The sequence below is a fragment of the Halomonas salinarum genome (assembly GCF_012062845.1).
Lineage (GTDB): Bacteria > Pseudomonadota > Gammaproteobacteria > Pseudomonadales > Halomonadaceae > Onishia > Onishia salinarum.
In genome coordinates, this window is the sequence record NZ_WWNB01000004.1 from 191,681 (window position 1) to 210,990 (window position 19,310).

Here is a 19,310-nt window from a genome sequence, read left to right on the forward strand (position 1 = left end):
CTCTCGACAGCCGAGAGGCCATTGTAGCAGCCTGTGTCGCCAGACACAGACCCTCCATGAGGATGAAAATGCATCACGCTCCCCCCCTGGATCGCCTACTCGACTTTCTCGAGCATTCGCCAACGCCGTGGCATGCCGTAAGCAACATGGCCACTCGCCTTGAAGCGGCGGGGTATCGGCGCCTGGACGAGTCGCAGCCCTGGACGCTTTCCGCCGGTGAACGCGTCTATGTGACCCGCAACGATTCTTCGATCATCGCCCTGCAGCTGCCCAAGGGGCGGCTCGATGCGCTGCGCATGATCGGGGCGCATACCGATAGCCCCGGCCTTCACTTGAAGCCCCACGCCGCCCAGCGTAGTGCCGGCTGGCTGCAGCTGGGGGTCCAGGTCTATGGGGGGGCGCTCTTGGCGCCATGGTTCGATCGCGATCTGGGGCTTGCCGGTCGTGTTCACCTGCGCCACCCGGATGGCCGCATCGAAGGCGTGTTGCTTGACGTTGACTGGCCGGTAGCCACGGTACCCAGCCTTGCCATCCACCTTGATCGTGACGCCAACTCGAACCGTTCCATCAATCCTCAGACCGAGATGGCGGCGGTTTTGTTGCAGGGTGGCGACAGCGATGATTTCAATGACCTGTTACGGGAATGGCTCAAGGCGCAGCACGGCATTCAGCACGCCGAGCCGCTGGACTTCGAGTTGGCGCTTTATGATACCCAGCCACCGGCGCGTGTAGGCGCTCGCGGTGAGCTTATTGCCAGTGCGAGGCTCGATAACCTCTTGTCGTGCTTTATCGGCATGGAGGCGTTGCTTGACTGCGACGGCGAGCAGGGTGCGGTGCTGGTCGCCAATGACCACGAAGAAGTGGGTAGTGCGAGTGCCTGCGGTGCCCAGGGGCCTTTCCTGGGTGATGTACTGCGCCGCGTCAATGCCCAGCTCGGCGAAGCCGGCGACGAGGGCTTTATCCGCCTCGTCCAGGCATCGAGGATGATCTCCTGTGACAATGCGCATGCGATACACCCCAACTTCAAGGACAAGCACGATGCCGGTCACGGCCCTACCATTAACGGTGGCCCGGTGATCAAGGTCAACGCCAGCCAGCGCTATGCGACCAATAGCGCGACATCGGCGCTGTTTCGTGACATCTGCCAGGAGGTTGACGTCCCGGTGCAGACGTTCGTGACGCGTTCCGACATGGGCTGCGGAAGCACCATCGGGCCGATCACCGCCACCGAGCTTGGCGTGCCGACCCTCGATGTGGGCGTGGCTCAGTGGGGCATGCACTCGATTCGCGAGACCGCCGGCAGTCAGGATGCCGAGCGGTTGATCCGGGTACTGACCGCCTATCTGAATCGCGCCGAACTCGTTTGATCCTGTTGGCGCCCTGGCTGAACCGGGCGCTATATAGGGTCAGGCCTGCTCAGGGTCAGAGTGCTTGACGCTCGGCTGGCGGGCAGGGCTGGGTCTATCGAGAGCGAGACCCGCCACCACCAGGGCGGCGCCCAGAATCATGGGAGCCGTCCACTGCTCGTCGAACAGCAGCCAGGCCATCACGGCGGCACAGGGCGGCACCAGGAAGAAGGTGCGCGCGACCTGATGGGCTTCGCCGCGCTCGATCATCACCATCAGTAGCCAGATGGCCCCTACCGAAATTGCGCCGACCAGCCAGGCCAAGGTCAATAGCAGTCGCGGGGTGGGGTTAAAGGTAAAGGTCCCGATCCAGCTGGCGGCGATACTGAACACCAGTGCCGCCCCCAGATACTGAAAGACGAGCCCTTCGACCATTCCCATGTCCCCGCTCAGCCGTTTCTGCCACAGGGTGGCGCTTGAAATCCCCGCAAGCGCGACCAGGCACCAGACCAGACCCACCACGGGCCACCCATGAGAGAGCTCGAGGCCACTTCCCAGGACGAGGCTTGCCCCCATTGCGCCTAGTGTCAGGCCGCCCCATTGCCTTGGACCCAGTCTCACCCCGAGCAGCGGCAACGACAGCGCTGCGGTCGCCAGCGGGTGAAGGCTGACCAGCAGAGCGGTGAGGCCTGCCGGCAGGCCTGCCTTGACGGCGGCGAACACGCCCCCTAGATAGGCGCCATGAAGTAGCATGCCAACGCCCATTTGGCAGCCTCGCTGGGCGCGGTTCCCCCATTGGTTTGGCGCTTTGCGTAGCCACAGGATTATCGCCAGTACCGGCAGTACCAGCAGGCTGCGCACGAGCAGCAGGGTAAAGGGTTCGGCGTCCATCGTGCCCAGGCGGGCACAGATGAAACCAGTCGAGAACAGCAGCACAAAGACCAGCGAAATCCACATCGTCACAATCCTTTGAATCGGCTCGCTTGCCAGCCATGGCCTGCATGAGGAGTGAGGGAGCCGTGTCGGGCGGGGTATATTGATGTCACGTATATCGGACAGGGTCAAAAAACGGGGAACAAAAAAACGCCCGAACGGGAGGCCGTTCGGGCGTTTGTACTGTCTTGGTGGCTACACCCTGATTTGAACAGGGGACCCCATCATTATGAGTGATGTGCTCTAACCAGCTGAGCTATGTAGCCAACGGCGATAGATACTACGCAAGAGGATGTGATCAGTCAACCATAAGAGCATGATACATCGGCTTTTTTCCATCGCTTAGTGCTACGGATCTTATGAGGCACTAGACGTTGAAGCGGAAGTGCACCACATCGCCATCCTTAAGGATGTATTCCTTGCCTTCCAGCCGCCACTTGCCGGCATCCTTGGCGCCTTGTTCACCGCCAAGGGATACGAAGTCATCATAGGCGACGACTTCGGCGCGGATGAAGCCCTTCTGGAAGTCGGTGTGGATCACACCGGCGCCTTCCGGTGCGGTAGCACCGACCTTGACGGTCCAGGCGCGGACTTCCTTCACCCCGGCGGTGAAATAGGTCTGCAGGCCCAGCAGCTCATAGCCGGCGCGAATCACGCGATCAAGGCCCGGCTCGTCCATGCCCAGCTCATCGAGGAACATGGCGCGCTCCTCGTCCTCGAGTTCGGCGATCTCGGCTTCGATCTGGTTGCATACCGGCACCACCATGGCACCTTCGGCGGCGGCGATCTCGCGAACCTTGTCGAGGTAGGGGTTGTCCTCGAAACCATCGTCGTTGACGTTGGCGATATACATGGTCGGCTTCAGGGTCAGAAAGCCGAAGCTCTTGAGTTGCTGCTTGTCATCGTCATTGAGGCCGAAGCTGCGCAGGGGTTGGCCCTCGGCCAGGTGCGGCTGGATGCGTTCGAGGATCGCCTTGGTGGCGATGGCTTCCTTGTCGCCGCCCTTGGCGACGCGCACCAGGCGCTGGATGGCACGCTCGACGGTATCGAGATCCGCCAGCGCCAGTTCCATGTTGATGATCTCGATATCCGCTTCGGGATCGACCTGGTTGGCCACGTGGATGACGTTGTCGTTGTCGAAGCAGCGCACCACGTGGGCGATGGCCTCGGTTTCGCGGATGTTGGCCAGGAACTTGTTGCCCAAGCCTTCCCCCTTGGAGGCGCCTGCCACCAGGCCCGCGATATCGACGAACTCCATGGTGGTAGGCAGCACCTTCTGGGGTTTGACGATCTCGGCCAGCTTGTCGAGGCGCGGGTCCGGCATCGGCACGATGCCCACGTTGGGCTCGATGGTGCAGAAGGGGAAGTTTTCAGCGTCGATGCCCGACTTGGTCAGGGCATTGAAGAGGGTGGACTTGCCGACGTTGGGCAGGCCGACGATACCGCAGTTGAAACCCATGGTGTGTTCCTGGCATTCGGTGAAAAAACGATGGCGGGGATTCTACGCCACACGGCAGGCCTTCTCTAGCCGTTAGCAGTGCCGTGCCCAGCGCATCAGTGGGGAGATGATCGGGCTAGGCAAGCATTGCCCGGGACGTCGTTACCCCTTGAAACTGTGTAAACGGTTCATGGCACGCGGCCAGTCACCGGCGACGGCATCCGGCAGGGTGCGCTCTATCTCGTCCAGAGCGGCGTCGATGGCGGCGCGCTCGGGCTTGCCCGGGCGCGAGAGCACATAATTGACGACCCGATGGGCCTCGCCCGGGTGGCCGATGCCGATACGCAAGCGGTGAAAATCCTTGGCGTTGCCCAGGGAGGCGATGATGTCGCGCAGGCCATTGTGCCCGCCGTGGCCACCGCCTTGCTTGTAACGCGCGGTGCCGGGGGCAATGTCCAGCTCGTCGTGAGCGATCAGCATTTCTTCCGGGGCAAGCTTGAAAAACTTGGCCAGGGCAGCCACAGAGCCACCGCTCTTGTTCATGAAGGTCTGAGGGTAGAGGAGATGCAGGTCCTGGCCGGCCAGGGTGATCTTGGCATAGAGCCCCAGAAACTTGCGCTCAGACCGCAGGGGAACGTGATGATCGCGTGCCAGAGATTCCACCAGCCAGGCGCCGGCATTGTGCCGGGTGGCATCGTAGTCGGCTCCAGGGTTGCCTAGACCGATGATCGCTTTCAGCTGACTCATGCCGGTGACCTCGCGAAAGTTATGGGCGTGTGATCGAAACGCTACTGTCAGCGCTTGGGACAGGCAAAAAAAATCAAGCGCCGGGGCGCTTGATTTTCAGAAGATAGCGCGGGCATGCCGGCTGGCCGGCCTGCCCGCAGGCGTCGCCGATTACTCGGTATCGCCTTTGCTTTCGTCTTCGCCTTCGCTCTCGTCTTCGCTATCAGCCGCCTTTTCTTCTGGCGCTTCAGCTTCCTCTTCCTCATCAGTTTGCTCGGCCATAACCTTGGCCTTGGTGATGTTGAGGATGGCGTTGTCGTGATCTTCACCGTGGGTCAGCGCCACAATGGTCACGCCAGCCGGTACGGTCAGGTCGGACAGGTGCAGGGTGGTGCCCAGCTCAAGCTCGCTGATGTCCACTTCCAGATACTCGGGGAGATCCTTCGGCAGGCAGCTGATCTCGACGTCGGACGCCAGCTGGTGCAGCTCGCCGTCCTCATCCTTGATCGCCTTGCTGGCGTCTTCGCCGACGACGTGCAGCGGGACGTGCAGTGTCAGCTCGTGAGTCGCATCAACGCGCAGAAAGTCAGCGTGAGTGACCAGCGGCTTGTACGGGTGACGCTGCAGGTCACGAACCACGACCTGCTCCTGCTTGCCTTCCACGTTCAGCGTGATCACAGACGCGAAGAAGGACTCATCTTCGATGGCCTTGTAGAACGGGGCCTTCTCGATGGCGATAGACTGGGGCGTCTTTTCACCGCCGTAGATGATCGCCGGGATGGAGAGGTCCGCACGACGCAGGCGGCGGCTCGCACCTTTCCCCAGGTCGTGGCGAACGCTGGCATTAAGATTGAAATCGGACATTGAATGAAACCTCAGTGGTTTGATGAGGAGAACGCCAAGCTCGCGACCAAACATTGGCGTTTCCATGGGCGCCTGACGGCGCGCGTATCCTGCGCGGTGTTAAAGCGGCCTTATGGCGGCCTCAGTGGAACATCGCGCTGACGGATTCTTCGTTGCTGACGCGGCGGATTGCCTCGGCGATCAGGCCGGCCACCGACAGCTGGCGGATCTTGCCGCTGCGGCGGGCTGCGTCTGACAGCGGGATAGTGTCGGCCACCACGACTTCATCAAGCACCGACCCGGAAATATTGTCGACGGCCGGGCCGGACAGGATCGGGTGGGTGGCGTAGGCGACGACGCGGCGTGCGCCGCGGGCCTTGAGCGCCTCGCCGGCTTTGCACAGCGTGCCGGCGGTATCGATCATGTCATCCACCACCACGCAGGTGCGGTTTTCGATCTCGCCGATGATGTGCATGACCTGCGCCTGGTTGGCCTGGGGGCGACGCTTGTCGATGATGGCCAGGTCGGCATTGAGTTGCTTGGCGATGGCGCGAGCACGCACCACGCCGCCGACGTCCGGGGAGACAACGACCAGGTCGTCGTAGTTCTGGCGTTCGATGTCGTCGAGCAGGATCGGCGAACCATAGACGTTGTCGACGGGAACGTCGAAGAAGCCTTGGATCTGATCGGCGTGCAGGTCCATGGTCATCACCCGGTCTACACCGGCCTTGACCATCATGTCGGCGACAATCTTGGCGGAGATCGGCACACGGGCCGAGCGGACGCGGCGATCCTGGCGGGCATAACCGAAGTAAGGAACCACTGCCGTGATGCGGGCAGCGGAGGCGCGACGCAACGCATCAATCATCAGGACCATTTCCATGATGTTGTCGTTGGTGGGCGCGCAGGTGGACTGCAGCACGAAAACGTCCTTGCCGCGGACGTTCTCGTTGATTTCGACCGCGATTTCGCCGTCGCTGAACTGACCGACTGTAGCGTGGCCGAGGCGATTGTCGAGTCCTTCGGCAATCTTGCGGGCAAGTTCGGGATTGGCGTTCCCGGCGAAAACCATCAATTTAGACACGCGCAGCCACCTTTGGAGTCTTGGGAATCTCTATGAGGGATGTTGACGGCCAGCCGACGCGGGAGGAAATGGCTGGGGTAGCAGGACTCGAACCTGCGAATGCCGGTATCAGAAACCGGTGCCTTACCACTTGGCGATACCCCAGCAACCTTGCCTGTCGACTCCGCTCATGCTCTCGTCTGGTTTAATTGACCAGCTATCGAGAGCCGCCATGCAAGCAATCTACATCAGGCAGATTGCCTCACCCCAGAGCCTTGTGCAGAGGGGAGACGTTCAAGCCTTGCGCCGTGAAGGCGTGCCAGCGAGGGTCGACTTGGCGCGCAATGTTATCGGCCTCTTCGACGTTAGTCAAACGCCCGAACAGGCAAGCGCCGGTACCCGTCAGCATGGTCGGTGCCCGCTGGGCCAGCCATCTTATGGCTTCATCGACCTGCGGGTACAGCCTGCACACCGTCGCTTCGCAGTCGTTACGCCAACGCGTTGCGCCCCCCTCAAGTGCGCGCGAGAGTCTAATGGCCGGGGTGTCGCGTGTCAATTCTGGCGCCTGGAAGACCCGGGCGGTGGCGACCGAAACACCTGGATGGATCACCACGAAATAGGGGGTATCGAGCGTGACGGGTGTCAGCTGTTCGCCGACTCCCTCGGCCCAGGCGGCGCGCCCACGCACGAAAACGGGAACATCGGCCCCCAGCGACAGGCCAAGCGCGGCCAGGCGCTCCTCATCAAGGTTGAGATTCCATAGCCGGTTCAGGGCAAGCAGGGTGGTAGCCGCGTTGGAACTGCCGCCGCCCAGGCCGCCCCCCATTGGCAGGCGCTTGTCGAGCTGGATGTCGACGCCGCGGCGAGAGCCGGTCTGTGCTTGCAGCAGGCGGGCCGCGCGGACAACCAGATTATCCTCGGCGGTGACGCCCTCGAGGGTTGGTGTCAGCCGGATGGCATCATCATCGCGGAGCGTGAAGTGCAGCGTGTCACCGACGTCCAGAAACTGGAACAGGGTTTGCAGCTCATGATAACCATCATCGCGACGTCCGGTGATATGCAGCATGCGGTTCAGCTTGGCCGGCGCCGGCAGGCTCAGCGTCGGCCGATGAGTGTCTCGAGATAGCGGGGCCTGGCTGGGTTGGGGCGCTCTATCAGTCACGAGAGGGCTCCGGCCGCCAGGTGTTGATCAGCAGGGTGGCCTCGATGCCCGTGCGTTGCATGTCCAGGCGACGCGGCAGCCATAGCTCGCCTGCTGGCATCCAGCCGCTGTAGTCGATGGTCCAGCCGGATTGGGTCAGGCGAGTAGGGTAGCCCAGGGCGTCGGTCTCGCGTTCAAAGTTGCCGCCCGGGGCGGGCAGGCCACGGATCCAGTGATCCAGCGAAGACACCGGCAATGACCAGCCCAGCTCCTTCTCGAGCAGTGCCTCGGCGCTTTCGGCGCTGACGCGCCCTTCGCTTGTGGTCAGGGTCACAGTCTGAGCGGTGCCCTCGAGGGTGCTGCGTCCGGCGCCGAAGGGGCCGCTGATCAGTAGCCGATAGTAGTTGGGGGTCTGGCGCCAGTCCAGGTTGGCGCTGGTGCTTTCCTGGGGCGTGCGCAACCCTACCTTGCCGGCCAGCGTCCAGCTGCTGAGGGCCTTTACGCGAGTGACCTGATCCTGCCAGGGGCCGCGTTCGGTGCTGTCGGTGGAGACAGGGCCACGAGAAGCACAACCGGCCAGCAGGGCCAGGACAATAATAAGGACGAAGCGTCGGGTCATGGAGTTATCTCGATCTCGAGTATCAGCCAGAGGATGAAGTGGCGCTCTCAGGGCGCCATGGCGGGAATTCGCTGGATCAATTCATCGAGCTTGGGATGGTCCTCGAAGCGGGCGAGGCCGCGTTCGACCAAGCGACGCGCATCTTCAGTGCGACCAAGCGACCACAGTACCTCGGCGAGGTGAGCAGCGATTTCCTGATCCGGCATCAGGGCGAACGCCCGCTCCAGGTATGGCAGGGCGCGAGCATTCTTGCCCTGCTTGTGCAGTACCCAGCCGAGGCTGTCGAGAATGGCGGGGCTGTCGGGTGCCAGGTCATGGGCACGCTCGATCAGCTCGCGCGCCTCTTCGTAACGCGTGGTCATGTCGGCCAGGGTATAGCCGAGCGCATTCATGGCCATGGCGTTGTCTGGCCGGCGCTCGATCAGCTCACGCAGATCGGTCTCCATGCCGTCCAGGTTGCCAGCATTGAATTTGCGCATGGCCTGCATATATAGAAGGTCCTCGTTATCAGGGTGGCGGTCGCGGGCCTCGGCGAGGACTTCATCGGCGGCGCTACGTTCATCCACCTGATCGAGCAATTCGACCTCCAGGGCGGCGATATCCGCGGCCTGAGCGTCATGGCGGAGCCGTTCAATGCGCAGGAACTCCAGCGCATCCGGCAAGCGGTCTGCATCAATCAGCATGCGTGCCGCTTGAAGACGTGCGTTAAGGAACTGCTCGCCTTCTGGAACCTGCCGGTAATAGAGAAAGGCGTTGTCGATTTCACCTTGCTGCTCGGCAATGTTGCCAAGCAATAGGAAGGCCTGCGGTGGCGTCGTGTCTTCGTCAATCAGCGGCAGCAGAAGCCGGCGGGCCGGAGAGGGTTCTTGTGCTTCGAGGAACAGGCGGGCCAGTGCCATTCGCAGTTCCGGTTGCTCGCCGTGCTGGGCCAGCAGTTGGTCGGTCTGGCGCTCTGCGGCGGCGACCCGCCCAAGGGCCAGCTGGCTGCGGGCCATGAGTAGCAGGAAGCGGGAGTCGCCGGGTGATGTCTCCAGACCGCGCTTGGCGGCACTCAGGGTGGCAGTGGGATCATCTTCTTCGATGGCAATACGAGCACGGGTCAGCCACAGAGCGGGGAGCTCGGGATGTGTGCGTGCAAGGGCCGAGAGGCGTGCTTTGGCGCGCTCGACTTCTCCCCCGGCTGCTTCGAGCAAGGCGGTGGCCAAGATGGCGTCGTAGGCATAGGGGGCGTCACCATCGGCGACCACCAGGTGGCGGCGCAGCCGGGCGGCTAGGGGGGCCGGGTCAGCCCCTTGCGTGAGGGCCTGGTCGGCGAAGCTGGCCAACTCCCCAGGCTTGCCCTGTTCGATCAGTGAAAGGCGTGCGTCGAGGGCGGCCAGCCAGTCCCCGCGCTGCTGGGCGAGGCTAGATAGTATGCGAAGTGCAGGTTCGGCACCCGGCGAGCGCTCAAGCCATTGACGGGCTGAGGTTTCCATCAGCGCTGGCTTGTCACTGAAACGCGCCGCCAGGGTGGCGCGCTCGCTCAGCGCCTCTGAATCGTAGCGTTCGGCGGCATCCAGGTAGCCCTTTGCGGCGCGTTCGTACTGACCGCGCCGACCGGCCAGTTCTGCCAAGAGCAGTGTTTGCAGGCCCTTTGCATCGAGGCCCTGTGTAATCGGTGGCGCTCCCCGCATGGGGTCGGTGGTGCTGGCATCATGGGATTTGGGCATGCCCTGGCAAGCCGTAACCAGCGCGAGGGTCGCCGTAATGAGGGCCGTCTTGAGCAGGCGTGCGCGCATGATCGTCTCGTCAAGGAAGTCAGCGTTCAGCATAACGGCTTGACGGGCACGGGCAAAGTCATGGGGGCGTGTGCGAGGGGTCGGCTGTGATAGAATGCCCGGCTTCGGACGATCCGGCGACCACATCACATCTGTTGGCGCGTGTTTCAGGCAGTCTTGCCTGCTGTCGCGCTGCATCTGGTGGTTTTCGCCGTGATTCGCACCACTCCCCCTTGAGCGAAGACTCTGATTGCATGACGCTTTTGGCCCTTGGCATCAATCATAAGACGGCTGCGGTCGAGGTGCGTGAGCAAGTCGCCTTTACCCCGTTGCAGCTGGAAGCGGCGCTGACCGAGCTACGTGCTCTGCCCGAGGTGGAAGAAGCTGCGCTGCTCTCGACCTGCAACCGCACCGAACTCTATTGCGTGATGGAGCGCGATGGAGAAGCGGCGATTCTTGACTGGTTGAGTCGCTTTCATACCCTCAGCGTCGAACAGTTGTCGGCGGCGGCCTACCATTATCTGGACGGCGACGCGGCACGTCACCTGATGCGCGTCGCTGTCGGACTCGATTCCATGGTGCTCGGTGAGCCGCAGATCCTTGGCCAGCTCAAGGATGCCTACCAGGCGGCGCGCAGCCACAAAGGCTTGGGCGGTGAGCTCGAACGGCTGTTCCAGCACACCTTTGCGGTTGCCAAGCAGGTCCGCACCGAGACCGGTATCGGCGAGAATCCGGTGTCGGTGGCCTATGCCGCGGTGAGCATGGCCAGTCGTATCTTCGATAACTTTCGGCGCTCCACGGCACTGCTGATCGGCGCCGGAGAAACGATCGAGCTGGTCGCCCGTCACTTGCAGGAGGCCGGCGTCCGAAAGCTGATCGTGGCCAACCGCACGCGTGAGCGGGCCGCACAGTTGGCCGACCGCATCGGTGGTGAAGCGATCTCTCTCAACGAGATTCCCAATGCCCTGGCACGAGCCGATATCGTGATTTCCTCGACGGCGGCGCCCTTGCCGATTCTCGGCAAGGGCATGGTCGAGCGGGCGATCAAGCTGCGTCGTCACCGGCCGGTCTTCATGGTCGATATTGCCGTGCCCCGGGACATCGAACCGCAGGTCGGCGAACTGGATGATGTCTTTCTTTATACCGTCGATGACCTGCACGAAGTCATTGAAGAGAACCGCCGACATCGCAAGGTGGCCGCCGACAAGGCCGAGGTGCTGATCGAGCACGGCGTCACGAGCTGGCAGCACGAGCGCCGGGTGCGCGGCGCCGGCGACCTCATTCGCCGCTATCGACAGCAGGGCGAGCAGATGCGCGCCGATTCCGAAGAGCAGGCGCTCGCACAGCTGGCTCGCGGCGAAGACCCGGAGAAGGTGGTTGCCCGTCTCGCTCGCCAGCTGACCAACAAGCTCATGCATGCCCCGACCCTTGGTCTGCGCGAAGCCTCTGGGGCCGAGCGTCAGGACCTGATCGAGGCCGCCGAAGCCTTGCTCTTCGATTCTGACAGCGATCCCGAGGCTCCCCCGATGACCGGCACCAGACAACAGGACCCTTCATGAAAGCTACACTGCGTCAGCGCCTAGATACCTTTGCCGAGCGCTTCGAGGAGCTCTCGGCTCTGCTGGCCGAGCCCGATGTCATCGCCGATCAGCCCCGCTTTCGTGATTATTCTCGGGAATATGCGGAGCTCGAAGAACTGGTGGCGACCTGGCAGGCGTTTCGCGATACCGAGAACAACATCGAGGCTGCCCAGGCACTGCTCGAAGACAGCGACGCCGAGATGCGCGAGCTTGCTGAGCTTGAACAGGCGGAGGGGCAGGAGCGGCTGGCCGCTCTCGAGGAGGCGCTCAAGCGCCTGCTGGTGCCCAAGGACCCGGACGATGGCCGCAGCGTGTATCTCGAGGTGCGCGCCGGTACGGGGGGCGATGAGGCGGCACTGTTCGCCGGTGATCTGTTTCGCATGTATTCGCGTTACGCCGAGAAGCATGGCTGGAAGGTCGAAGTGGTCAGCGCCAGTCATGGCGAGCAGGGCGGCTACAAGGAACTGATTTCGCGGATCAAGGGCGAGGGTGTCTATGCCCGGCTCAAGTTCGAGTCCGGCGCTCATCGGGTACAGCGGGTTCCCGCTACCGAGTCTCAGGGCCGCATCCATACCTCGGCCTGCACCGTGGCGGTGATGCCTGAGGCCGACCAGGTCGGTGATATCGACATCAACAGCAATGACCTGCGCATCGATACCTTTCGTTCCAGCGGGGCCGGTGGCCAGCACGTCAACACCACCGATTCCGCGATTCGCATTACTCACCTGCCCAGTGGCGTGGTGGTCGAGTGTCAGGAAGAGCGCAGCCAGCACAAGAACCGTGCCAAGGCCATGTCGCTGTTGGCCGCGCGCCTCAAGCAGAGCGCTCTGGAAAGCCAGCGCCAGCAGCAGGCCGACGAGCGTCGTTCGCTGGTCGGCTCCGGTGATCGCAGCGAGCGCATCCGTACCTACAATTTTCCTCAGGGGCGGGTCACCGATCACCGCATCAATCTGACGCTCTACAAGCTCAACGAGGTGATGACCGGTGAGCTTGGCGAGATCATCGAGCCGCTGCTCCACGAGTATCAGGCCGAGCAGCTCGCGGCCCTGCAGCAGGAAGCCTGATGCGTAAGGAAATCGCCTGATGCGTCTCGATGTGCTGCTGGCTCGCGCCGCCAAGCGGTTGCAGGCGGCGGGGTCGCCAAGCCCGAGGCTTGATGCCGAGGTGCTGCTGTGCCATGTGCTCGAGGTCGATCGCACCTGGCTCTATACCTGGGGCGATCGCGAGGCCGACTGCTGGTCGCGTGCGCGCTTCGACGCGCTCATTGCCGCCAGAGGGCAGGGCGCTCCGGTGGCCTACCTGACCGGAGAGCGGGAGTTCTGGGGGCTATCGCTCAGGACCCACGATGCCACGCTTATTCCGCGTCCTGACACCGAGAGCCTGGTCGAAGCGGCGCTCGCGCGAGGCGACGCCGAAGAAGGGACGTTTCTTGACCTGGGGACCGGCACCGGCGCCATTGCGCTTGCGTTTGCCAGCGAGCGCCCCGGTTGGCAGGTAACGGGTGTCGATCTGTCACCGCAGGCGGTGGCGCTTGCACGCGGCAATGCTGTGCATTTGGGGTTGGAGCACGTTCGATTCCTCGAGAGTGACTGGTTTGCCTCGCTTGAGGGCGAGCGCTTTGCGCTGGTTGTCGCGAACCCTCCCTACCTTGCCGATGACGATCCTCACCTCGCACAGGGCGATGTGCGCTTCGAGCCCCGTTCGGCGCTGGTGGCCGGTGACGATGGCCTGGCCGATCTTTACGCACTGGTTCAAGAGGCGCGCCGCCATCTGTTGGCGGGTGGCTGGCTCTTGCTCGAGCATGGCCTCGAGCAGGGAGTGGCGGTGCGTCAGGCGTTCGAGCAGGCGGGTTATGATGAGGTAACGACGCTTCAGGATTTGGGCGCACGGGAGCGGGTCAGCCTGGGGCGTTGGAAAGCCTGACGTGAGCGGCGGGACTCGCGCCGTCCAGAGCGTATATGGTAATTGTTAGGGTGACATGGGCGAGAAGGGCGAACCTCACTGATACGGCTGCATTTGGCCAGACCAATCACTGAGGTTTTCGTCGTTCACCCCTTCCAATAACTATGGAAGCCATGATGCTCAGTCGATCCGGCGGTGATGCCTCCGCTGTTCGACCGCGTATTGAGCTTGGACTCTGGATGACCATGAAAGCCAAGAACCGCTCGCTTGACCGTATCGATCTCAAAATCCTGCGTGCCCTCCAGGATAATGCCCGTATTTCCTACGTTGACCTGGCCGCTCAGGTCGGGCTTTCCACCACTCCTTGTCTGGAGCGGGTCAAGCGCCTGGAGCGTTCGGGCATTATTCGTGGCTACAAGGCGATACTCGACCCCAAGGCACTCAAGGCCAATCTGTTGGTGTTTGTCGAGATCAGTCTCGAGACCCAATCACCCGCCGTGTTCGACGAGTTCCGACGCGCCGTGAGCCAGTTGCCGCAAATTCAGGAGTGTCACCTGGTCTCGGGGCAGTTCGACTATATCCTCAAGTGCCGGATTCCCGAGATGTCGGCGTACCGTCAGCTCCTTGGTGAGGTAGTGTTGACCCTGCCCGGGGTCAAGGAGTCGAAGAGCTATGTCGTCATGGAAGAGGTAAAGGAAGAATTTACCCTGCATGTGCCAGACGTCGAGCAACTCGAAGAGCACTAACAAGCGTACCGATGAGAGAGCGGCGACAGGTGCCTGATGGAAAGGCAGCGGGCGCCCGGGAAAGATAGTCCCAGTAGCGATAAGCCCGGAAATGATAAGCCCCGACATCGATCAGTCCGACAATCGAGAGCCAAGAGAGATACGTGACGATGAACGACCAGGCGCTGTTGCGCTATAGCCGCCAGATCATGCTCGAGTCGATCGAGATCGAAGGCCAGGAGCGCCTTCTTGCGAGTCATGCGCTGGTGATTGGCGCTGGCGGGCTTGGTTCGCCCGTCGCGCTCTATCTGGCGGCGGCAGGTGTCGGCCGGTTGACGCTCGTCGACGACGACACGGTCGAGCTTTCCAACCTTCAGCGCCAGATCGCCCACGGCGAGGCGGATATCGGTCGTGCCAAGGCTGATTCGGCTCGAGAGGCCGCATTGGCGCTCAATCCTCACTGTCAGATTACAAGCCTGAGTGAGCGCCTGGTCGGTGCATCTCTTGAGCGCGCCGTCCAGACGGCAGACGTGGTGCTCGACTGTACCGACCGCTTCGCCTCGCGCTATGCCATCAATGCGGCCTGCCAGTCGGCGGGACGGCCACTGGTCTCCGGGGCGGCTATCCGCTTTGGCGGTCAGCTCGCTGTTTTCGATCCTCGAGATGCCAAGAGTCCCTGTTATGCCTGCCTCTATCCGCCTGGTGACCCCGGTGAAGATGAGCAGCTGAGCTGCGCCGAAAACGGTGTGGTGGCACCACTGGTTGGGCTGATTGGCAGCTTCCAGGCGTTGGAGGCGGTCAAGATGCTCAGCGGTGCCGGTAGTACGCATCAAGGGCTTTCCACCTTCGACGGGCTTTCCGGTGAGTGGCGACGCTTCAGCGTGCCTCGTGACCCGGCATGTCCTGTCTGCGGGTCGCGTTGATCGCTTTGGGCGTCGGCGGTTGGCGACAGCGCGACGCCAAGTGTGGAAAGATCGCACAGTCGCCGTGAGCGCGATATCTCGCCCCCACTCCCTGGACTATACTCGCCTCGTCTACCTGGCTCGTCCGCGACGGGATGTCGCCCGAGCCCTAGTCTCATTGCTGTTTGTCACCTCGCCTGGTGCTTCGCGTGCCCAAGGGTGTGCGTCCGATTCCCGGATTCCCCCGAGCCGGCCCTATGTTGTCGACGCCCCTGTCGTCGACCCCGATGTCGTGTGTGAGGAGCGAGTCATGAACAAGTCCATTGTGATCGGTACCACCCTGTCAGTCTTTGGCCTGGGTGGCCTTGCGGTCGGTGCCTATCAGGTCAGCAGTTATTCCCAGCCGCCTGAGCCGGTCTATGCCGATATCCTGCAGGTCGAGGCGGCGACCCGGACCATCGAGACCCCTCGGGAGGTCTGCGAGAATGTGGTCGTTAGCCAGCAGGCCCCAAGCCGTGATCCGAACCGCATCATCGGCACTGCCGCGGGCGCTATCGTCGGTGGTTTGCTTGGCAATCAGGTCGGTGGCGGTAGCGGCAAGAAAATCGCCACCGTGGCGGGCGCCGTGGGCGGTGGCCTGGCGGGTCGTGAGGTGCAGGGCCGCATCGAGTCCGGCCAGACCACCACGTCCACCCGGCGTGAATGTCATACCGTGACCGATACCCGCCAGGAACAGCTGGGCTATGACGTCGAGTATCGGGTCGATGGCCAGGTGTATAGCGCTCGGCTCGACGAGGCGCCTCAGGGCAACCGGGTGCTGATGCAGAACGGCCAGCCCCAGTGGCATGCCGGCCAGTCGACGTCACAGACCGAGCCCCAGGGCTAAGCTGTCTGAGTATCATGTCGCAGCCGCGCTATCGCTTCCTGGTAGCGAGGTTTTGTTAGTAGCCCGTCTTCACGGGACTGCACTCCTGCGGGCTACCGAGTCGTCGTTTCTCCAGGTGAATGGTCGAAGAGCGGCATGATTCAGCATCTGAACAATGTCGTGTATAGTTTTTGTCTAGTATTGGTATGGGGTGTCGCGTAGTCTGAGATCACTTACCTCAGGAGAGACACCCATGTTCGGTATCTTCAAAAGCGATCCCACCAAGAAGTTACAGAAGGCCTATGAGCGCAAGCTCGAGCAGGCGATGGAAGCCGCCCGCAATGGTGACATGCATGCCAATGCCACCTTGACCACTGAGGCCGAGGCGCTGCGCGAAGAGATTGAGTCACATAAGCATGCCGGATAGGGCCGGATGAGCTGGGGAGTGGGGTAGCCTCATCTTCCAGGCGCTAGATACGACGACGCCCCCTGAAAAGGGGGCGTCTTTCGTGTCAGCACCAGGTGCGGTGCCTCTCATCGATGCCTCAACACAGCGCGTCGAGCTTCTCCTTTAGCAGGCCATTGACCTGCTGAGGATTGGCGGTGCCGCGAGACGCCTTCATGACCTGGCCGACGAAGTAGCCGATCATCTTGCCACGCTTGTCCGGCTCGGCGTCGCGATACTGGGCAACCTGAACCGGGCTGTCAGCGATCACCTGATCGATCATCGCCTCGATGGCGCCGGTGTCGGTGACCTGCTTGAGGCCACGGGCCTCGATGACTTCATCGGCACTATTGCCTTCACCGGCCCACAGCGCGGCGAAGACCTGCTTGGCAGCCTTGCCGTTGATGGTCTCGTCCTTGACGCGGGCCACCAGCTCGCCGAGCTGAAGGGCCGAGACCGGGCTTGAGGCGATAGTCAGGCCTTCCTTGTTGAGATGGCCGGCAAACTCGCCTTGCACCCAGTTGGCGGCCAGCTTGGCGTCGCCGCAAACCTCCTTCACGCCCTCGAAGAAATCGGCCATGGCGCGAGTCGCCGACAGCACGCCGGCGTCGTAGGCCGAGAGGCCAAGCTCGTTCTGGAAGCGTGCCCGCTTCTCGGCCGGCAGTTCCGGCAAAGAGCTGCGCAGATGATCCACGTAGGCCGCATCCAGCACTACCGGCAAGAGATCAGGGCAGGGGAAGTAACGGTAGTCGTTGGCCTCTTCCTTGGTACGCATGCTGCGGGTTTCGTCGGCTTCCGGGTCGTATAGGCGCGTTTCCTGGACCACCTTGCCGCCATCCTCGATCAGCTCGATCTGGCGCTCGACCTCGAAGGCGATGGCGCGTTCGACGAAGCGGAAGGAGTTGACGTTCTTGATCTCGGCGCGGGTGCCGAAGGCTTCCTGGCCCTTGGGGCGAACCGAGACGTTGACGTCACAGCGCATCGAGCCCTCGGCCATGTTGCCGTCCGAGATGCCAAGGTAAGTGACGATGGAGTGCATTGCCTTCAGGTAGGCCACGGCTTCCTTGGCGGAGCGCATATCCGGCTCGGAGACGATCTCCAGTAGCGGCGTGCCGGCGCGGTTCAGGTCGACCCCGGTCATGCTGTGGAAGTCCTCGTGGAGGGACTTGCCGGCGTCTTCCTCGAGGTGGGCATGATGGACCCGAATGCGCTTGGTCTCGCCATCCTCGAGGGTGATCTCGACTTCACCTTGCCCGACGATCGGATGATACATTTGGCTGGTCTGGTAGCCCTTGGGCAGGTCCGGATAGAAGTAGTTCTTGCGATCGAAGATCGAGACTTCAGGAATCTCGGCATTGATGCCCAGGCCGAACTGCACCGCCATGGCCACGGCGGACTCGTTGAGTACCGGCAGCACCCCCGGCAGGCCCAGATCAACGGCACACGCCTGGCTATTGGGCTCGGCGCCAAAGGCCGTGGAGGCACCGGAGAAGATCTTGGATTGGGTAGCCAGCTGGGCGTGGACCTCAAGGCCGATCACGGTTTCCCATTGCATTATGTGTTCTCCTTGCCGAAGGCCGGGCGTTGCTGGTGCCAGTCGGTGACCTGCTGGAACTGGTGGGCGACGTTGAGCAGCTGGGTTTCGGCGAAGTGCGGCCCGAGGATCTGCAGACCCACCGGGCGGCCATTGATGTTGCCGGCCGGCACGCTAATGCCGGGGATGCCCGCCAGGTTGATGGCAATGGTGTAAATGTCCTGCAGGTACATCGAGACCGGGTCCTTGTTGGCCCCCAGATCAAACGCCGTGGTTGGCGTCGACGGTCCCATCAGCACGTCGACTTCCTCGAAGGCATCCATGAAGTCCTGGCGGATCAACCGGCGGACCTGTTGAGCCTTCTTGTAGTAGGCATCAAAGAAGCCTTCGGAGAGGGTGTGAGTGCCGATCAGGATGCGGCGCTTGACCTCGTCGCCGAAGCCTTCTGCCCGCGAGCGCTTGTAAAGATCCTCGAGATCCGCCGGTGCGTCGCAACGATAGCCGAAGCGCACCCCGTCATAGCGCGACAGGTTGGAGGAGGCCTCGGCCGGGGCGATGACGTAATAGGCCGGAATGGCGTGATGGGTGTGCGGCAGACTGACTTCCTGCACGGTCGCGCCAAGGGATTCGTAGACCTTGACCGCTTCGCGAATAGCTGTTTCCACCTCCGGGTCCAGGCCGTCGCCGAAATATTCCTTGGGCAGGCCGATTCTGAGGCCGGACAGCGAGGCGCCCAGTTCGGCACGGTAGTCGGGTACGCCACGGGCCACGCTGGTGGAATCGCGCAGGTCGTGGCCGGCGATGGCGCTCAACAGCAGTGCGCAGTCCTCGGCGGTGCGGGCCATGGGGCCGGCCTGATCGAGGCTCGACGCGTAAGCCACCATGCCGTAGCGAGAGACACGACCATAGGTGGGCTTCAGGCCGGTGATGCCGCAGAAGGCGGCCGGCTGACGAATCGAGCCACCGGTGTCGGTGCCAAGCGCTGCCGGCACCAGGCCGGCGGCCACGGCGGCGGCGCTGCCACCGGAGCTGCCACCGGGCACAGCGGTGAGATCCCAGGGATTCTTCACCGGGCCATAGTGGCTGTTCTCGTTGGAGGAGCCCATGGCGAACTCGTCCATGTTGGTCTTGCCCAGGCTCACGGTACCGGCATGCTTGAGCTTCTCGACCACATGCGCGTCATAGGGCGCAATGAAATTGTCGAGCATCTTCGAGCCGCAACTGGTCTTCACATCCTGGGTGCAGAAGATGTCTTTCAGGGCCAATGGCAGGCCGGTTAGTGGTCCTGCTTCGCCGCGGGCGCGGGCGGCATCGGCGGCATCGGCGGCGGCCAGTGCCTGCTCGGCGGTCACGCTGATGAAACTGTTGAGCTCACCGTCGAAGCGCTCGATACGCGCGAGCAGCGATTCGGTCAATTGGCGGCTGGTGAACTTGCCGGCCTCGAGGGCGCGGGCGAGCTCGGTCAGGGTCATGTCATGCATTGAGGCTTGG

18 protein-coding genes and 2 tRNA genes are annotated in these 19,310 nt (G+C 62.6%); 8 read left to right on the forward strand and 12 right to left on the reverse strand.

Annotated elements, in window-relative coordinates:
* Positions 1-68: 68 nt before the first annotated feature.
* Complete coding sequence (locus HF027_RS05085) at positions 69-1,367, forward strand: M18 family aminopeptidase (protein ID WP_168013487.1); 1,299 nt, start codon at positions 69-71, stop codon at positions 1,365-1,367.
* A 39-nt stretch (positions 1,368-1,406) separates the two neighbouring features.
* Here the strand turns inward: HF027_RS05085 and HF027_RS05090 are convergent, their stop codons facing one another.
* From HF027_RS05090 to HF027_RS05135, 10 genes are all read right to left on the reverse strand, one after another.
* Entirely contained in the window at positions 1,407-2,303 is an 897-nt protein-coding gene (locus HF027_RS05090) for a DMT family transporter (RefSeq protein ID WP_168013489.1), read from the reverse strand.
* Between the two features lie 165 nt (positions 2,304-2,468).
* A tRNA-Met gene (locus tag HF027_RS05095) sits at positions 2,469-2,545 on the reverse strand.
* Between the two features lie 101 nt (positions 2,546-2,646).
* Positions 2,647-3,738 (reverse strand): redox-regulated ATPase YchF, encoded by a 1,092-nt coding sequence (gene ychF / locus HF027_RS05100; RefSeq protein WP_168013491.1) that lies wholly within the window; start codon positions 3,736-3,738, stop codon positions 2,647-2,649.
* Positions 3,739-3,879: 141 nt separating this feature from the next.
* The gene (gene pth, locus HF027_RS05105) at positions 3,880-4,464 is read right to left on the reverse strand and encodes an aminoacyl-tRNA hydrolase (RefSeq protein WP_168013493.1); all 585 of its coding nucleotides are present in this window, start codon (positions 4,462-4,464) and stop codon (positions 3,880-3,882) included.
* Positions 4,465-4,614: 150 nt separating this feature from the next.
* Positions 4,615-5,307 carry a 50S ribosomal protein L25/general stress protein Ctc gene (locus HF027_RS05110; RefSeq protein WP_168013495.1) on the reverse strand — a complete coding sequence of 231 codons (693 nt, stop codon included), beginning with the start codon at positions 5,305-5,307 and terminating at the stop codon, positions 4,615-4,617.
* Positions 5,308-5,428: 121 nt separating this feature from the next.
* Entirely contained in the window at positions 5,429-6,370 is a 942-nt protein-coding gene (locus HF027_RS05115) for a ribose-phosphate pyrophosphokinase (RefSeq protein ID WP_209316403.1), read from the reverse strand.
* Positions 6,371-6,439: 69 nt separating this feature from the next.
* Positions 6,440-6,514: transfer RNA gene (locus HF027_RS05120), tRNA-Gln, on the reverse strand.
* 97 nt (positions 6,515-6,611) lie between these two features.
* Complete coding sequence (gene ispE / locus HF027_RS05125) at positions 6,612-7,448, reverse strand: 4-(cytidine 5'-diphospho)-2-C-methyl-D-erythritol kinase (RefSeq protein ID WP_280730170.1); 837 nt, start codon at positions 7,446-7,448, stop codon at positions 6,612-6,614.
* Positions 7,449-7,503: 55 nt separating this feature from the next.
* Positions 7,504-8,109: a lipoprotein insertase outer membrane protein LolB gene (lolB, locus tag HF027_RS05130; protein ID WP_168013497.1), complete on the reverse strand. Its 606-nt coding sequence runs from the start codon at positions 8,107-8,109 to the stop codon at positions 7,504-7,506.
* A gap of 47 nt (positions 8,110-8,156) precedes the next feature.
* The gene (locus tag HF027_RS05135; protein WP_168013499.1) at positions 8,157-9,887 is read right to left on the reverse strand and encodes a tetratricopeptide repeat protein; all 1,731 of its coding nucleotides are present in this window, start codon (positions 9,885-9,887) and stop codon (positions 8,157-8,159) included.
* A gap of 233 nt (positions 9,888-10,120) precedes the next feature.
* Between HF027_RS05135 and hemA the strand changes: the two genes are divergently transcribed.
* From hemA to HF027_RS05170, 7 genes are all read left to right on the forward strand, one after another.
* Entirely contained in the window at positions 10,121-11,425 is a 1,305-nt protein-coding gene (hemA, locus tag HF027_RS05140) for a glutamyl-tRNA reductase (RefSeq protein WP_168013501.1), read from the forward strand.
* Entirely contained in the window at positions 11,422-12,510 is a 1,089-nt protein-coding gene (prfA, locus tag HF027_RS05145) for a peptide chain release factor 1 (RefSeq protein ID WP_168013503.1), read from the forward strand. The genes hemA and prfA overlap by 4 nt, the downstream gene beginning before the upstream one ends.
* A 19-nt stretch (positions 12,511-12,529) precedes the next feature.
* Positions 12,530-13,369, forward strand: a complete 840-nt coding sequence (gene prmC / locus HF027_RS05150) for a peptide chain release factor N(5)-glutamine methyltransferase (protein WP_168013505.1) — start codon at positions 12,530-12,532, stop codon at positions 13,367-13,369.
* Positions 13,370-13,593: 224 nt separating this feature from the next.
* Positions 13,594-14,094: an Lrp/AsnC ligand binding domain-containing protein gene (locus tag HF027_RS05155; RefSeq protein ID WP_168013507.1), complete on the forward strand. Its 501-nt coding sequence runs from the start codon at positions 13,594-13,596 to the stop codon at positions 14,092-14,094.
* Between the two features lie 149 nt (positions 14,095-14,243).
* Positions 14,244-14,996, forward strand: a complete 753-nt coding sequence (locus HF027_RS05160; RefSeq protein ID WP_168013567.1) for a HesA/MoeB/ThiF family protein — start codon at positions 14,244-14,246, stop codon at positions 14,994-14,996.
* 289 nt (positions 14,997-15,285) lie between these two features.
* Entirely contained in the window at positions 15,286-15,861 is a 576-nt protein-coding gene (locus tag HF027_RS05165) for a glycine zipper 2TM domain-containing protein (RefSeq protein ID WP_168013509.1), read from the forward strand.
* A gap of 232 nt (positions 15,862-16,093) precedes the next feature.
* Entirely contained in the window at positions 16,094-16,267 is a 174-nt protein-coding gene (locus HF027_RS05170) for a DUF6435 family protein (RefSeq protein ID WP_136255316.1), read from the forward strand.
* A gap of 118 nt (positions 16,268-16,385) precedes the next feature.
* On the opposite strand, the gene gatB is transcribed toward HF027_RS05170, so the two are convergent.
* Positions 16,386-17,840 carry an Asp-tRNA(Asn)/Glu-tRNA(Gln) amidotransferase subunit GatB gene (gene gatB, locus HF027_RS05175; RefSeq protein WP_168013511.1) on the reverse strand — a complete coding sequence of 485 codons (1,455 nt, stop codon included), beginning with the start codon at positions 17,838-17,840 and terminating at the stop codon, positions 16,386-16,388.
* Positions 17,840-19,300 carry an Asp-tRNA(Asn)/Glu-tRNA(Gln) amidotransferase subunit GatA gene (gene gatA / locus HF027_RS05180; RefSeq protein WP_168013513.1) on the reverse strand — a complete coding sequence of 487 codons (1,461 nt, stop codon included), beginning with the start codon at positions 19,298-19,300 and terminating at the stop codon, positions 17,840-17,842. Before gatA ends, gatB begins: the two co-directional genes overlap by 1 nt.
* Positions 19,301-19,310: the final 10 nt, after the last annotated feature.